The 17,169-nt window shown below is 63.0% G+C and carries 7 protein-coding genes; 4 read left to right on the top strand and 3 right to left on the bottom strand.

The window, feature by feature from the left end; translation table 11 throughout:
- Nucleotides 1–9 precede the first annotated feature (9 nt).
- The 3 genes from RM788_RS31020 to RM788_RS31010 all read right to left on the bottom strand — a co-directional run bounded on the left by RM788_RS31020 (nt 10) and on the right by RM788_RS31010 (nt 7,456).
- Complete coding sequence (locus RM788_RS31020) at nt 10–4,026, bottom strand: Eco57I restriction-modification methylase domain-containing protein (RefSeq protein ID WP_315921653.1); 4,017 nt, start codon at nt 4,024–4,026, stop codon at nt 10–12.
- Between the two features lie 742 nt (nt 4,027–4,768).
- Nucleotides 4,769–5,074: a hypothetical protein gene (locus tag RM788_RS31015; protein WP_315921651.1), complete on the bottom strand. Its 306-nt coding sequence runs from the start codon at nt 5,072–5,074 to the stop codon at nt 4,769–4,771.
- 849 nt (nt 5,075–5,923) lie between these two features.
- The gene (locus RM788_RS31010; RefSeq protein WP_315921649.1) at nt 5,924–7,456 is read right to left on the bottom strand and encodes an amino acid adenylation domain-containing protein; all 1,533 of its coding nucleotides are present in this window, start codon (nt 7,454–7,456) and stop codon (nt 5,924–5,926) included.
- Nucleotides 7,457–8,166: 710 nt separating this feature from the next.
- On the opposite strand from RM788_RS31010, the gene RM788_RS31005 reads away from it, so the two are divergent.
- The 4 genes from RM788_RS31005 to RM788_RS30990 all read left to right on the top strand — a co-directional run bounded on the left by RM788_RS31005 (nt 8,167) and on the right by RM788_RS30990 (nt 17,130).
- The gene (locus tag RM788_RS31005) at nt 8,167–10,701 is read left to right on the top strand and encodes a GmrSD restriction endonuclease domain-containing protein (protein ID WP_315921647.1); all 2,535 of its coding nucleotides are present in this window, start codon (nt 8,167–8,169) and stop codon (nt 10,699–10,701) included.
- A gap of 314 nt (nt 10,702–11,015) precedes the next feature.
- A complete protein-coding gene (locus RM788_RS31000) occupies nt 11,016–12,761 on the top strand; it encodes an N-6 DNA methylase (protein ID WP_315921645.1) in 1,746 nt (581 codons plus the stop codon).
- On the top strand, nt 12,758–13,993 hold the full coding sequence (locus RM788_RS30995) for a restriction endonuclease subunit S (RefSeq protein WP_315921642.1): 1,236 nt from the start codon (nt 12,758–12,760) through the stop codon (nt 13,991–13,993). The genes RM788_RS31000 and RM788_RS30995 overlap by 4 nt, the downstream gene beginning before the upstream one ends.
- A complete protein-coding gene (locus RM788_RS30990; RefSeq protein ID WP_315921641.1) occupies nt 13,993–17,130 on the top strand; it encodes a type I restriction endonuclease subunit R in 3,138 nt (1,045 codons plus the stop codon). The genes RM788_RS30995 and RM788_RS30990 overlap by 1 nt, the downstream gene beginning before the upstream one ends.
- Nucleotides 17,131–17,169 lie beyond the last annotated feature (39 nt).

Genomic DNA, 17,169 nt, shown 5'->3' with positions numbered 1-17,169 from the left:
CGTCATGAGTCAGGCCGCCTTCGCATGCCACGTCTTGTGATGCGTCAGCACCAGGTCCAGATGCCGTTGAGGAAGCCCCTTGTCGGTGAAGTCCTTCTTGATGGTGACGAAATCCTCCGCGTTCAAGCCATAGCCGTTGAGCGCGAGGACTTCGATCACAGCAAGCAGGTCCTCGTCAGAGGAGTTAATCAGGTCTTCCGAGATGCGTTGCAGGCGTTCGTCCAGGTCGATGCCGCCTGCCAGGCGGCCGTAACGACGCCGAGAAAGCAATACCACGACCCTATCGGCCACTGCGGCAATCTCATCGGCTGACCAGTCAGGCAGGGGAAGCTGGTTGACCACGGGCGCCGTCACGTGCCGATCGACGAATCTCCGCGCCCACCAGTCAAGCGTATTGGTGTTCAACAATCCCAACAGTGCAAGTTTGTTCTCCGCAGAAGTACCAGGCCGATGCGCGACAGCATGGACATAACCCTTGTTATGCAGGATTTCCCGCTCGGGCAGAGCAGTGGCGATCATGGTGCGCGTGTCATCGCTTCGACTTGGGTGACGCACGATGACCATGGGATGCGTGTCGTCGAGGACGAACCCGCCGTCGTGCACGATGACGCCACGCCCCTTGGCGACAACTTTCACCGGGTCCGGAACTGATTGCTTGAACTTGGCGGATGTGTCAAATGAGTAAGCGTCTACGTGTGCGGTCATCAGAATTTTCCACGCGCCAGATGGTTGCACATGAGTGACCAAAGCACGGTCTGGCCCGGAACCCCTAAAGTCCCACCTCGCATCGTGACGTCCGGTGATCCACCCTGCTTCGTCCGACAAACGTGGACATATGCGAATTTTGTCGAAGACCGCCCTGTCAGAGGAGTCGGCAAACCAGGGAATGACGTCGGTCTCCGAGTAAGACTTGATGTTCTCCTTACTCATACTTATCGCATTGCTATCCGTAGCTAAATGAATATCACCAGGAGAAGAAGCGACCCAAACTTGGACAGGAGCACCGGTCGACGGCCCCGCCGCCAGAAATACCACAGCGTATGAAGCATGTACATCTTCAAATATCCACTCCGAATGATTCCGGGCCTGAACGAGGCGAAGATCGTATCTTTCCACCAGTGCCTTCCTGAGGTTTTTCCAGCCGGCCAAGACCATGCTCTGCCGCGGAAGTACGAGACCGATGCGCCCGCTCGACCGAACCACTTTCAAAGCGCGCTCCAGCATCAACTGGGCCAGTTCAAGGTGGGTTCCTCCTCGAAGGGTGAACCCACGCTTGAAGTACTCCTGAAGTTCGGCGCGGTGCTCACTCTCGGCCTCTTCGTGAGCTGCCTCCAGCGGGTGCAGTGCACGGAGCTCATCGATCTTTACCTCGCGAGCCTTGTCCGGAAGTGCCATCAGGCCGGGACTGACACCGACCCAGTAAGGAGCCGGCTCCCAGCGGACCTTCTCCCACGGCGGGTTGCCGAGGACGACATCGAAACCCGGTGCCTCGCGCATGAAGACCTCGGGGAACAGGAACGGCAGATGCACCGCGCTCAACCGTTGAATGGCCTGAACAGTCACTTCCGCAGTACCTAGTGCCAGTGCCTCGTCGACGTCCGTGGGCAACGGGACTTTCCCGAGTCGAACGCTGACAGCGACGTCGAGCAGTGCCTTGGCATCTGCGGCTTCTCGCATCGCCTCGGCGTGCACTCGGGATGCCTCCTGCGCCTCAGCCTTCGTCGCCTCGGCTGTGCGCGCGACGCGGACCAAGCGGTCCCGCGCGACTCCGAGCGCATCCACGATCTGCTCACTGAAGAGGCTGTACTGGCCTGCCGCCGCCTTGGGTTCGAAGACGGTCAGCGCCTCATCCACGGTGCCCATTCCGGTGAGGCTGTTGCCCACTCGGAGACCGTGGTCCAGCGAAGACATCGGAAGCCCTGGGACAAAGGTGTGGATCCAGATGGCGAGCCTGGCCAACTCGACCGCCATCGGGTTGAGATCGAGGCCGTAAACGCAGCGACGGGCGATCTGGCGGCGCAGGAGCATGGAGATATCGATCTCTACTTGCCCGCCAGCCTCGCCGAGCGCCTTCTCCGCCGCCTGCGACAGGCGGAGCAGCTCGTCGTTCACCGCAGGCACAGGGTGATCGCTGAGCAACTTGGCGAAGCGGTTCTCGAGCCGGTCGATGGCGGCAACGAGGAAGTGCCCCGATCCCATGGCGAGGTCGACAAGCCGAAAGTCGAAGAACTTGTCAGCGGCTCCCGCGTCGTCGCCCGCAGTCAAAAGCTTTTCGACTGCAGCTGTGTGGTCGGCCAGCGCGGGTTCGAGCGCGCTGTCCAGAAGGTGTTCCACCGCAAACGCCTTTGTAAAGTAGGAACCTGTCGCTTTGCGAGCCCCAGAGGCGTTGTGGAAGTAGACCATCCCCGCTGGTACGACAATGTCGTAACCCGGTTTGGCAGGCAGGTAAGCCTTGGTCTTGGGATCGATCGCGAGGTTGCTGGGCGCCACGGAGAGCGAGGATTCGAGCAGTCCTTCGTAGATGGTGCCGAACTCACGAACAGACAGGGAGCGGAAGTCCACGGGGCCTGGATCACCGTCGCTGCTGACATCGATGACGAGCGCTTTGAGAACAGGTCCTATCTCTGCGTCGGTGAGCCGCATGCGGTCGATGGCGTTCCCCGAGGGGTGAAGTTCCCGATCACTGGCGAAGAGGCCACCGTTGTAGGCCGGCACGTCCCAGGCGGTGTTGCCGTCATCCACCGCGCGCCACACCGCCAGGAGGTCGTTCCAGCGCTCGTGTGAGTGGTCATCGAACTCGAGACCGGGGGCATCGGTGAACTCGCGAGCGAGGCTTTTGAGCGCTTTCTTCGTGTACTGCGGGTTGCGCTGGTAAGGCAACAGGCCACGATCTTCGGCGTACGCGACGAAGAGAAGACGGAACAGGATGATGAGCGTCCGGTGGTACGCCTCGTGCAGTTCAGCCTCGGCGAGTTCCGAACCGGTGTCAGCTTTCATCGCCCTGGCGACAGCAACGGCAAGCGCTGGCACGACATCGACGTAGACGCGCTCGCGAAGACGAGTGCCAAGTGCGCTGGCGTGGTCGACTGACGCGGTGAGTATCTCGACGACGGTGCCGTCGTCAACGAGTGCGGACGGCGCGAACAGCAGAGGAAGGTAGCCCGCGTCCTCTTCGGTCAGCAAGGCCAGGTCGAGTTCGACGAAGGTCTCGGATCGACCCTTCCGACCGACGCCAACATCGGGCTTGGCGGGGTAGAGACGCAGTTGCGTTCCTCGAACGACAATGAGCCAGGGCAGACCTTGATCCTGCGCGATGGCCAAACCCTGCATGACGGGCGAGACGGTCCCAAATCGCTGACCAGGTCGATCGAACAGGTCCTCTTCATGGAGAAGGACCGCTACCGCTCGTTTAGCTCCTCCTGCCGACAGCACCTGCGCAACCGATCCATGCGCCGCGACTTGGTACCCCAGCCCGGAAATCAGGTCGAGCCCCGTCTTACTGAGAAGCGCTTGACCAGCAGTACGAGCCTGTTGCCAGTCAGAGCGAGTCGGAACACCGTGACGAAGTTCGTGCGAGGCGAAAAGGCCTTGGTTCGTCAGACCGGCTATCAACTGGTCCTTGAGCCCGGTCAGCAGACGTTGGAGAGTCCGCTTCGCGGCTGATGGGTTGGGCTCTTCGAGAGCTGCTGCGCAGATCCGCGCAATCTGCCGAAGATCGAGTCCTGTCACGGCGGCGAGGTCGGTCGGTCCGCAGATGGCCGCTTCCCAGCCACCGGCCCTCACGTAAGCGACAACGAGCAGGACCGGAGCCGCTCGTCGGTTCCAGCGCATCGACCAAAGTCGTCGAACATCATCCATCCGAGGCGCGTTTTTCGAGGTTGCGAGCACGACTTCGAGCGCGTCGGTGCCCCGGCCGATATTGATCCGAACTGGCTGGAGGGATTTGGGCGCACCGCCAGGACGGATCCAGTCGATCTTCGACGCATCACTGTCGGCTAAGAAGTCGTCAATCGTGAACTCTGCCATGCCTTGTCCTATCGTGTCGTCTATCGCGGACACGCCAATAGGACCGCTCCTGATCGGAGACAGCAAGGCAATACAGGTTCTATTAGACCTAAACAGGTTCGCATCGCTCTACGGAAACGCATACTATCCAAGACGCACAGGAAGCATGCATATGAAACCAGCAGCCCGCAAACCCGACATCAATCACTCATTACTTCACCCCTTCTTCCACAAATCTTGCCCCCCAGAACCACTCTTCAATACTTCACTTCGCAGACAACACGCAGGACGTTACGGACCATTGGATAACTTTTCGGATACGCTTACTTCAGCTCGCGAATCGCAGCTACGCACCGGAATTGATTCAAGTGGGTCAATTTCACTCTAATGGTGGATACTAAATTCCAAGATTTTGCACTATAGACCTGACACATGCTTGGACAGCCGACCCTGGGATGACCCTAAGCAGGTCGTATCGACATGCTATCCGAGCTTAGTAACAGGCTCGTGGAATGAGCTGGTCCGAGACTGGTGATCGAGATCGTGTCATATGGCAAGCACGGCGTGATGTTCGACTTGTCCTCTCCGCTCGTGCCACGCTGGAGTCGTCAGCTATCCGCTCAGCCGAGTAGTTGACCAGGACCGAATCTCCGCCTTCGCACACCACCAGCGATTGATGCACCCCCCGGACACCAACAGAACCGGGATCACAGCATCCGTCCTCGCGCATCATCGACCGCAGAACACGCAGCACTTGGAAGGCCTATTCCGGAGAGCGAGCTACACGGGATCGCACACAGTCACAGGCGGGCAGACAGGCGGCAACCTCCGCGATGGTGTCAGGGGTGTCATGGTCTAACTGCCCACCGGCCGCGTTGTCGGCCTCGGCGACGGTGACCGCCGCGCCGTCGTGGTCGCTGCCGCAGCGCAGCCCAGTGAACTTGATGTGTCCCAACTCCAGCAACGCGCCGCCGAGCGGGGTGTTGTCGCCGAGACCGTGGATCTCCATGAGGCTGTCGAACTCGCGGGCAGCACGGGCATTCGTCAGGCTGCCCCAGGTCACCGACACCGCCAACGATGTCGCCAGCCTCGTCAGCCATCGCGAACAGCACCCGCTCCAGTAAGTGCAGCGGTCGAGATCAAGGAACTGGTCCTGTGTCCGCCAGCCAAGGCACCCAAGACCGTCCGGCCGATGCGCAGGAGGTGTGCGAGCGGCTGCTGTGCCCTTCCTGCCCGCTACGGTCGGGCGTCCGGTCCGACGAACCGTCCAACCCACCTGCCCGCACCGGCACCTATTCGCCCCTCGCGGCCGCAGCACCTCGCGCTGGCCGGTGCCCGCACTCCCTCGACGCCGGACTTCGCCAGAGCTCGCGACGAGGCAACTGGGCCGGCTATGGTGGGTCGGTTCACCCAGGCCGCAAGGCTGCTGAAGAACCTCCTCGGATACACCGACGCAGTCGATCCTCACGCGCCCAGCGCCGAGGCGCCCGGCTTTAGCTCGAACACCCTGCTTCGGCGGTGACTACGCCCAGGCTCTCACGCAGTACGAACTCCTCGCCGCCGAGATTGGTCCCGAGCGGGACGTCGACGACACGGACGTCCTGCACTGGCAGCTCCAGACCGGTCTGCCACGCTGCGCGCGGTGGCACGCTGGAGGCCCTGGCACACCTGGAACCGCTGCCGGAGATCCGGCAGCGGCAACTCGGTGCCACTGACGACGAGGTCGTCGAACTGCGCCGGGAGGCGGCCGGATTGCAGGCATCGTTGGGAGAAGCGCCGGGAGCCGCGGCAAGGGTTCGCGCGCTCCTCGTGGACCTCAGGCCCTCACATCCGCGGAGGAGCGAACTGCGCGCGATGCTGAGCCGGTTCACGGGGTGACGTGGCTTCTGCCGGTTCACACCGCTCCGCCTGTGAATCATCACCGTCCGGCGAAATGGTGCTTCCACTCCTCTAGCACCAGCCAAAACTCCCGCGACCAGGACATGGACAACGGGTCGAAGGAGTAGCTCGTCTCCGCCGCGTGCCGCCACAGGGTTTCGGCGCGTTCGACCTCCTCGGCTAAGAGGCGGGCCGTTGCCAGGTGGCGCCGAGCGGCGATGTAGTCCCGCTCCTCCACCGCGTTCGTGAAGGCAGGCCAGATCTCCCACGTCAGGCACTTCTGCAGAGTCCGCAGGTGATCATCGGTCTCCTGGACGACCATTCCGCTCACGTGCTGCGCGGTCTCGTCGACCTGGCACTGCACTTCACCGATCCGGTCGTCGTCCCAGCCGTGCTTCTCGATCGACTTCCGCCACGTCGACCACGACCACTCCGTCTGCTCCCGCGCGTAGGCTTCCAGGTCATCCTGGGTGAGTCGCGGGACCACATCCGACTCCGGGGCGCCGGAAGCGGGACCATCCGACGTCGTCCCGCTCTCGTTCCCGTGCTTGATGCGGGTCAGGAGTTCCAGGAGGCGCAGGGAGGAATCGATCCCCTCGCTGCGGATACCGCGGACGATGTCGGCAACGTCCTGGGCCACCCCTTCCCGGTTAGCTTCGGCGATGTGGCTGTCGAGACCATCCCCGAGGTCGCTGTCGATTCGCAACTCGCCGAGGAGTTCTTCGATTTCGGCGTCGAGCCGCCCTGCAACTGCTTCAGGCGACTCCCGCTCGTGACGGGCGGCTTCCTCGCGCGTGGTGAGATCGACCTTTTCCCGCCGCGAGTCGAGGGCTCCACGCCTCGACGGAAGACGGGTTTGGTGCGCCCTCATCGCCTCAGCCCTGACCGGTTCGAACTCCTCCAACAACCGGATGGCCTGCATCCTGTGTCCGGTCTGGACCACCGGGTCCGACGCGACAGAGCACAGCAGTTCCACACCCGCTCTCGGGTCACGACGTGCGACGGCCGCCGCGATGGCGAAGCGGTCGCCGCTCGCCGCTTTCGGGTGTGAGACGAGCTTCGCGAGGCCGTCAGGCACAAAGCCAGCCGGAGCCTCGTGCTCGGTGAGAGCCAAACCGACTCTCGTGCGAGTCTTGAGCGGGATGGTCTCGTCAGCGACGAGAAGTCGCGCGGGCAAGACTGCCCATCCTTCACGAACCGCGTCAGCCAGCCATTCCCAGTCCTTTTTGGGAAGCAGGTGCCGGGCTTCCGCATAGCCCGTGTTGTCACGAAAGCAGGACACCAGGGTGTCGACCGCCCGGTGCCTCAAGTCCGGCAGCAGCCCGTTGGCGCCAGCCACGTGGCAAAGCCCGAGGATGTGGTCGCCGCGCACGTAAGCCGGGTGGTCGAAGTCGACGCCCGTCGCACTGGCGATGCGCCGCATGCCTTCGGCCCAAGGCCCGGGAGTCCGGAGCATGAACGTCAGGGCCGCCATGCTGGCTCCACCCTGCACGACGCAGGCATAGATACTGCTGCTGCGCTCACCGTCCGCGAGCGTCTCATCGGCGAAGCGGAGCAGGGACTCCAGGAGCACCTCATCAGGCTTCCGGTCGCGAGCTGCAACCTCGCATCCCGGAAGAAGTTCCGGCCTTGTCAAAGCATCCACAGCGCGCCCCTCGATCGACAAGCGGCTGAATCCTATTGCCGGGGAGGCGGAAGACGTCCGATCGACGCGCTACCGGGCGCGTTGTCGACGAACCGCGGCAGTGCTTGTCCCCTCTGTTGGATACACCGCGAGTGCCGCACCTCCCTGGCTCTGGTGAAACGAAGACGTGGTCATGAGCGATCACCACGAGGTGCGCGGTATTGAGTTCGGATTCGGCGGAGCCCTGTGACCCCTGCCGAGGTAGACGGGTCCCAGTGGTGCGAGCCCGGTCTCGATCGGCGCGGCGGTTGCTCCCCACTCTCGGTCGAAGCACCGATGATGAGCATGGTGGACACGCTGACGACCGGCATGCCCACGCTGACCAGACTGGTCCGCATTCATACCGCGAAAACACTGCTGCGCAGAGGTCCCGCCACTGATCTGGCAGAGCCGGGGCGCTCGTCGTACTCGCCTTGTTCCTGGAGTTCTGGTCGCAGCACAACGACCCAGCCATGACCCTGGACACCGTCGCCGCCGAGGTCGGTGTACTCCGCCCTGGCAAACGCACATGCCCTGCCTCGGTGAGCCGGATGTTCCAGCCGGTGGTCGACCTAGCGGTCCGCCTCGGCATCGAGTCCTGATTAGGGAAAAGAGAGCACGTGGTCCTGGCGCGCGAGACGACTCTTCAGGAACTGCTGGAGGGGTCGAGGCAGTACCAGATTCCGCTGTACCAGCGGACCTACTCCTGGGAGGCGGCCCAGCTCAAGCAGCTGTGGGAGGACATCACCCAGTTGGCCGAGGACCGCGTGAAGGACCGCGAGTTGACCCACTTCATCGGCTCGGTGGTGCTCACCCCCAGCCCGACCAACGGGCCTACCGGCGTGCCGGAGTTCCTGGTGATCGACGGTCAGCAGCGGCTCACCACCCTCTCCATCCTGCTGTGCGCCATCCGAGACCACCGGGCGGCGACGGAGAGCAAGGAGCACCGCGAGCGCATCGACGAGCAGTACCTGATCAACAAGTGGCGTCCGGGACAGCAGCGGTTGAAGCTCGTCCTGACGCAGGCGGACCGCGCCGCCTACCTCGCCTGCCTCGACTCCACCCCGCAGGCGGGCGGGACCGACCGCGTCGGTGCCGCCTACCGGTTCTTCTCCGCGCGACTCGCGGCCGCGGACGATCCTGAGGACCCGCACGACATCGAGCGGATCGAGGACGCGGTGATCTCGGGCCTCGGGCTGGTCTCGGTCACCGCGCAGCAGGGCGACAACCCGCACCGCATCTTCGAGTCGCTCAACAACACCGGCCTGCGCCTGACCCAGGCCGACCTGCTGCGCAACTACCTGTTCATGCGGCTGCCCGCGCGCGGTGAGGTCGTCCACCAATCGTTGTGGCTCCCCCTCCAGGACACCTTGGACCGCGACCAGTTGGAGCTGCTGTTCTGGCTCGACCTGGTTCAACGCGACCCGCGTGCCAAACAGGCCAACACCTACACCGGCCATCAACGACGGCTGGTTGGGATGACCTCGGAGGAGGATGTCGAGCGGGAGATCGCCAGGTTCAGCAGGCTCGGGCAGCTGCTGCGGACGATTCTCGACCCGTCGCGCGAGCCGGACCCGGAGGTACGGCACCGCCTGGGTCGGCTCAGCGCGTGGGGCACCACAACCGCGTACCCGGTGCTGCTGCACCTGTTGGACCGGCGGGCAAGCGGCACAGCGGACTCCGCGCAGATCGCGGCGGCGATGCGGTACCTCGAAAGCTACTTCGTCCGTCGCGTCCTCATCGGCCGCGCCACGACCGGCGTCAACCGGACGCTGCTGTCGATGGTGACCGAGATGGATTCCGAGGCTCCGGTCGACCGCGCCGTTCGCCGTTACCTGGCGACAGGGCGCAAGCACTACGCGAGCGATCGTGAGATCCGGGCGGCGGTCCGGTCCATGCCCTTCTACCTGAACGGGCGTCCGCACCAGCGCACCCTGGTGCTGCGGTGGCTGGAGGAGACTTACGGCAGCAAGGAGCCGGTGGACCTGTCGACGCTGACGATCGAGCACGTGCTGCCCCAGACGCCGACCCAGGCGTGGAGGGACGTCCTGGCCGAGGACATGGAGGTTGGCGAGGAGTTCGAGCAGGTGCACGAGGCTCTCCTGCACACCCTGGGGAACTTGACGCTCACCGGCTACAACTCCGCGCTCAGCAACAGCCCGTTCGAGAAGAAGCGCCTGAAGCTCGCCGGCAGCGGCGTGCGGATGAATCAGGAGATCGCCGAGCAGGAGCGCTGGGGACGACCGCAGATCCAGGACCGTGCGGACGCGCTCGCCGAGCGGGTGATCGCTGAATGGCCCGGCCCCGACGCGCACGAAGACGACTCGCCGGAAACGGCATGGGACGTGATGCACCAGGCGTTGGCGGAGTTGCCCGCGGGAGCCTGGACGACCTACGGCGACTTGGCCGCGCTGATCGGCAGCCACGCCGTGGCCATCGGCCAGCGGCTCGCCACGGTCGCCGCTCCGAACGCGCACCGGGTGCTCCAGTCCAACGGCAGGGTGTCGCCGAACTTCGCCTGGCTCGACCCGGCCCACACCGATGACCCACGAGAGCTGCTGGCAGCGGAAGGGGTGACGTTCGACCATCGTGGGCGGGCGGACAAAGCCCAACGCGTCACCACGGAAGGGCTCGCCGTGCTCATCGACGCCGACGTCCCGAACCCGGTGCCCGAACCCGACCAGGGTCAAGACCCGGCGTTGCGCGACCGCTTCCTCGACCAGCTCGCGGAACGGCAGGGACACGACATCACCAAGGCGGTGATCGAGGTGCTCGACGCGTGGACCGGGAGCGGCGGGCACCTCGAATACGGCGTCGAACTGGAGACGTCGTGCTTCCTCATGTCCCGCGCGAAGTCCCACCCCGATGGCAACATCTGGCCCGCGGCCATCTACCCGAACGGCAAGTTCGAGGTCGTGTTCCAGCACCTCAGCAGACGACCGCCTTTCGACGACCCCGCTCAGCGCGAGGAGCTGCGGCAGCGACTGAACGCCATCGACGGTGTCGACCTGCCCGCGGCGAAGGTCGACCTGCGACCGGGTTTCGAGCTCGGCGTTCTGCTCGACGCGCCGGTACGTGAGCAGCTCATCGAAGTGCTCGGCTGGTTCCACGCAGTCGCCAGTAAGGGCCAGCCGATCGACAGCGACTTTTCGTGACGTGCGAGACGCAGGCCGTCGGACGTTCACCAGCCTGGTGCGGTACTCGGCCTGTGGACTTCTAACTCATCGCGAGCACCAGCGATGAGTTCTGCGTACCCTGCCGAGGCGAACTGTCCCCGTAACGTGGCACTTCGAAGTCGCGCACAAAACCCTGGTCATCCTCAAGCCCACCGCTCGTAGCCTGCTGCTAATCCAGGTGTTCAGGTGCCTGCAACACCTATAACCGCATAGACACGCCACGCCTGCAAGCCAAACGAATAGCAGTCTCCGGCAAGATGATGTCGGTATAGCCGACTTACGTAAGGATCGTTGTGAGCACACTCGGTAGCTTCATCTGGTCGATCGCCGACCAGCTTCGGGGCCCCTACCGCCCCAACCAGTACGGAAACGTCATCCTGCCGCTCACGATCCTGCGTCGCCTCGACTGCATCCTCGAACCCGATCGCGCGGCCGTGCGTGCACTGGCCTCCAAGTTCGGCAACCCCAACCGGCTCAAGGTTGAGGTCTCCAGAGTCACCGGCCGTCCGTTCTACAACACCTCGCGCTACTCGTTCGCCAATCTCCTGGCCGACGCCGATGGTCTAGCGGACAACCTCGCCGACTACATCGACCAGTTCTCCCCCGACGTCGACGTGTTCGACTACTTCGACTTCAAGAAGGAGATCCTCGCGCTGGATAAGGCAGGGCTCCTCCGCGAGGTCGTCAAGGCCTTCGGCGCCGTCAACCTTCACCCCCAAGTGGTGTCCAACTCGGACATGGGAGATGCGTTCGAGTACATCATCCGCAAGTTCAACGAGGCCGCCAACGAGACCTCTGGTGACCATTACACCCCGCGCGACGCGATCCGGCTGCTGGTTGACCTGCTCTTCGCCGAGAAGGACGCCGACCTGACCGAGGCGGGCATTATCCGGTCGCTCTACGACCCCACAGCGGGCACCGGCGGTATGTTGTCGCTCGCCGAAGAGCACCTGCTCGCCCAGAACCCAGACGCCAAGCTCAGCCTGTATGGCCAGGAGTACAACCCGCAGTCGTACGCCATCTGCAAGTCCGACCTGCTCGCCAAGGGCCACGACGCGACCAACATCAAGTTCGGCAACACGCTGACCGAGGATGCGTTCGGCGGTCGCCAGTTCGACTTCTGCATGTCCAACCCGCCCTACGGTGTGGACTGGAAGCAATACGCCAAGGCCATCCAAAAAGAGCGCGACTCCGCAGGCATCTATAACCGCTTCGCGCCCGGCCTCCCCGCCACCTCCGATGGTCAGATGTTGTTCCTGCTGCACCTGGCCAACAAGATGCGGCCACCGGAGGACGGCGGCGGTCGAGTCGGGATCGTCATGAACGGCTCCCCGCTGTTCAACGGTGCTGCCGAGTCCGGCCCGTCAAACATTCGCAAGTGGCTGCTGGAGAACGACCTCGTCGAAGCGATTGTCGCGCTACCGACCAACATGTTCTTCAACACCGGCATCGCCACCTACATCTGGATTCTCGACAACACCAAGCACCCTGCGCGCAAGGGCACGGTCCAGCTCATTGACGGCTCGTCGTTCTGGACCAAGATTCGCAAGAGCCTGGGCGCCAAAAACCGCGAGATCACCGACGCCGATCGGGCCAAGGTCGTCCAGCTGTACGCGGACTTCACCGACGCCGACCCCGACACCTCCAAGGTGCTGCGCAACGACGAGTTCGGCTACTGGACCATCACTGTCGAACGCCCCCTGTTGGACGAGAACGGCAAGCCAATCACTGACCGCAAGGGCTACCCGAAGCCGGACACCAAGAAGCGCGACACCGAAAACGTACCCTTCACCTACGGCGGCTCCACCATAGGTCCAGCGGGCAAACGAGACGTCATCCAAGCCTACTTCGACGCCGAGGTGAAGCCACACATGCCCGGCGCCTGGATCGACTGGATCAAAGTCAAGACCGGCTACGAGATCCCTTTCACCCGCCACTTCTACAAGTATGTCTCACCCCGCCCGTTGGCCGAAATCGACGCCGATCTAGAAAAACAGGTCGCCAAGATCCTCGATCTGCTGCGGGAGGTGGAGCAGTGATCTCACTGGCAGATATCCCCAACAACTGGGAGCACGGCAACATTCGGCGCTTTGCCCAGATGAAGACCGGTCATACACCGAGTCGATCGGTTTCGGCGTATTGGGAACACACAGAAATTCCATGGTTCACCCTTGCCGACGTCTGGCAGTTGCGGGACGGAAGGCAGATCTACCTAGGCGAGACCACTAATACTATTAATGAACTTGGACTTGCCAACTCTGCCGCCGACTTGCTCCCATCCGGCACAGTTGTCCTTTCCAGAACCGCTTCAGTTGGCTTCTCAGGTATCATGCCGAAACCTATGGCGACTAGTCAGGACTTCTGGAACTGGGTATGCGGGCCACAACTGCTTCCTGAGTACTTAAACTACCAGTTTAAGGCAATGATGGCGGAATTCAGGTCGCTCAACATGGGCTCGACTCATCAGACGATCTACCAGAAGGACGCGGCGGCGCTGAAAATTTTGGTTCCGCCACTCGACGAGCAGCGAGCTATTGTCGACTACCTCGACCGCGAGACCGCCCGCATCGACACCCTCATCGAGGAGCAACAGCGCCTTATTACCCTCCTCTGCGAGCGGAGGGAGTCAGCGATCCGGTCAGTACTTCTACATGGCTTGGACTTCGATATCTCGGTTCGCCAGTCATCTACCGATTTTCTTGGGCAGATTCCATCGACGTGGCGTCTAGTACCAGCGCGATATCTCTGCACTATCACTACAGGAGGAGAGGACTCGGGGAACGCGTCGGAGGATGGGGATTATCCGTTTTACGTTCGCGGCCGAAAGATCTTGCGATCAGATAACTACGCATTTGACGGCGAAGCCGTGATGACCCCAGGCGACGGACAGGGTGGAACGGGGAAAGTATTCCACTACTTCTCCGGGAAGTTCCAGGCCCATCAGCGAGTCTATGTCTTCACCGACTTCCAAGGTGTCGATGGCCGGTACTTCTACTACTACTTGGCAAATTTCCTACGGCCTATCGCCCTAGCCGGCAGTAATACCGTAACGATGGAATCACTTCGCCGTCCGCTTCTCGCCGACTTTCCGGTGGCCATACCACCTATGGAAGAGCAGCGTAAGATCGTTAAGTACCTCGACCAGCATGCTTCCAAGACGGACACGCTGATTACCGAAGCTGAGCGGTTCATCGAGCTGTCGAAAGAGCGGCGTGCGGCGCTCATCACGGCCGCTGTGGCGGGGCAGATCGACGTGCGAGAGGTGGCGTGATGGCTGACCACAACGAGGTGGTCTTAGAGGCTGAGATCTGTGCTCACCTCCACACCCACGGCTGGCTGTACTCGGCCAAGGACACCGGCTACGACCGCGAGCGCGCCCTGTTCCCCGAGGACTTGGTCGCCTGGTTAGAAGCGACCCAGCAATCGGCCTACGAGAAGGCCTTGAAGGCCGCAGGGTCGCAGGCGAAGTTCCTTGACGTGCTCGTATCGGCCCTCGGCAAGCCCTTGGAGCACGGCGGCGGCATGCTCAACATCCTGCGCAACGGAGTGCAGTACATCGGCGGCGGACGGCTGAAGTTGGCCCAATTCCGTCCCGAAACGACGCTGAACGAAACCACCAACGCCGAGTACGCCGCGATGCGGGTGCGGGTGATGCGGCAGGTGCACTTCTCCACCGCCGACCAGCGCAGCCTCGACCTGGTCTTCTTCGTCAACGGCCTCCCGGTCGCCACGGTCGAGTTGAAGACCGACTTCACCCAGTCCCTGGACGAGGCGATCAGCCAGTACAAAAAGAACCGCAGCCCGATCACGAACGGCCGCGCCGAACCGCTGCTGTCCTTCGGCCACCGCGCCCTGGTCCACTTCGCCGTCTCCAACGACCTCGCCGCGATGACCACCAGGCTGGAAGGGGAGAGAACCCACTTCCTGCCGTTCAACATCGGTCACGACGGTGGTGGGAACCCTCCCGGCGCAAACGGGAAGTCCTCCACGGCCTACCTGTGGGAGCGGGTCTGGGAGAAGCACGCGTGGCTGAGCATCATCGGCCAGCTGATGATTGTGCAGACCAAGGAGGAGTGGAACGTCTCGACCGGCACCTCCGTGCGCCGCACGAGCATGCTCTTCCCGCGTTTCCACCAGTGGGAGGCGGTGACGAAGATCGTGGCCGCTGTGGCCGAGGAAGGTGTGGGTCACCGCTACCTGATCGAGCACTCAGCCGGGTCCGGGAAGACGAACACCATCGCCTGGACAGCCCACCGCCTCGCGCGGCTGCACATCGCCGACAAGAAGGTCTTCGACTCGGTCATCGTGGTCGTGGACCGCACCGTGCTCGACGGGCAGTTGCAGGACGCGATCCGGCAGATCGACGGCAAGCGCAACATCGTGGCCACGATCAGCCCCGAAGACGTCCGCAAAGCGGGCGCGAAGTCGAAGTCCGATCTGCTGGCGCAGGCGTTGACGAACGGCGAACTGATCATCGCGGTGACAGTGCAGACGTTCCCGCACGCGCTTGAGGCGATCCGGGCCAACTCCGGGCTCAAGGGCAAGCGGTTCGCCGTCATCGCCGACGAGGCGCACTCCTCCCAATCCGGTCAGATCTCCTCGAAGCTCAAGCAGGTGTTGACCACCGATGAGATTCAGGAGATCGCAGACGGGGGCGAGGTCGATGTGGAGACGATTCTGGCCGCCGAGATGGCCGAGCGCGCCGAGTCGCCGAACATCTCCTACCTCGCCTTCACCGCGACACCGAAGGCCAAGACGCTGGAACTGTTCGGCCGCAAGGGGCCAGACGGCAAGCCGGTCGAGTTCCACCTCTACTCGATGAAGCAGGCGATCGAGGAGGGTTACATCCTCGACGTGCTGAAGGGCTACCAGACCTACGAGACCGCGCTGAAGATCGCCGACAAGGTGACCGGTGACGGTAAGGACGGCTACGAGGTCGACGAGGCCGCTGCCCGCCGGGGTCTGATGAAGTGGGTTCAACTGCATCCGACGAACATCAGCCAGAAGGTGCAGATCATCGTCGAGCACTTCCACGTCAACGTCGCGGACCTCCTGGACGGCAAGGCCAAGGCGATGGTCGTGACCGGGTCGCGCAAGGCCGCCGTGAAGTACAAGAAGGCCATCGACGCCTACATCGCCAAGCGCGCCGCCGCCGATGACAGCTACGACTACCGGACACTGGTCGCCTTCTCCGGAGCCGTGACGATGGCCGAGGACGAGGAGTGGGTCGCCGACTGGGGACCGACACCGACCAAGGACGACGACTTCACCGAGCCGAACATGAACCCCGGCGCGGGCAGCGATCTGGCCGCCGCGTTCGCGGGCGCGACCTACACGATCATGTTGGTCGCCAACAAGTTCCAGACCGGGTTCGACCAGCCGCTGCTCTCCGCGATGTACGTGGATAAAAAGCTGTCCGGAGTCGCCGCGGTGCAGACGCTGTCCCGGCTCAACCGCACGCACCGCACCGAGAGCGGGGAGCAGAAGCGCAAAACCTTCGTCCTCGACTTCGTGAACAAGCCCGAGGACATCAGGACCTCCTTCGAGCCGTACTTCACGAACGCCGCCCTGGAGACGGAAACCGACCCGTACGTCGTCATCCACCTTTCCAACAAGCTCGCGCAGCTTGATATCTACTCCGAAGACGAAGTCCGCGAGGTCGCCACGCTGTGGCTCACCCGCAAGGGAAACAACGCGCTATCCGCCGCGATCAGCCCAGCGCAGCACGACTTCCGGCGACGCTACGCCAGAGCGATCGAGGAAACCGACAGGGTCACGCTCACCACCCTCGACATGTTCCGCAAAGACGTCTCCACATTCGTGCGGCTCTACGACTTCATGAGCCAGATCGTCAACTACGGCGACACGTACCTGGAGGCGCTCTCGATCTTCCTGCGCCTGCTGGAGAAGGTTATCGCCGAAACCGCCTGGGCTGCCGAGGTCGACCTGTCCGACGTGGTCCTCGTCGGGGTGAGGCACGACAAGGTGAGCGCGGTCGACATCTCTCTAACCGGCGACGGCCAGCTCAAAGGCATCAACGCGGCAGGCACCGGCACGAAGAAGGAGCCGAAGTACGTCGCGCTCCAAGTGGTCATCGACAAGATGAACGACCTCTTCGGGGCAGCGTCGTTCACCGATTCCCAGGTCCGCGAGTTCGTGCAGGGACTGGTCCAGCGGCTGCTCGCCTACCCCGATCTGGTCCGGCAGACCAGGGTGAACTCGAAGAGGCAGTTCATGGAGTCACGGGACTTTCATGCAGCAGTCAATGAGGCGGTTGTGGATAACCAAGGGGCCCACAACACAATGGCTGACTACTTCTTCAGCGACGGGCCTGCGATCAATGCCGTTATCGCGGCAATCGCTGATGCCTTCTACGAGACGGCGATCGACCAACCGGCAGAAGCCTAACAACAGAAGCCCAAGCGGACAGGCCAGCCGACCGTGCGG

The sequence above is a fragment of the Umezawaea sp. Da 62-37 genome, from assembly GCF_032460545.1.
Taxonomy (GTDB): domain Bacteria; phylum Actinomycetota; class Actinomycetes; order Mycobacteriales; family Pseudonocardiaceae; genus Umezawaea.
Note: the sequence above shows the minus strand (reverse complement) of the source record. Positions and strands in the feature narration are given on the sequence as shown.

Bases quoted from the DNA above. Each gene is read 5' to 3' on its own strand.
- RM788_RS30990 (WP_315921641.1), top strand. From the start codon at position 13,993: ATGGCTGACCACAACGAGGTGGTCTTAGAGGCTGAGATCTGTGCTCAC.
- RM788_RS31020 (WP_315921653.1), bottom strand. From the start codon at position 4,026: ATGGCAGAGTTCACGATTGACGACTTCTTAGCCGACAGTGATGCGTCG.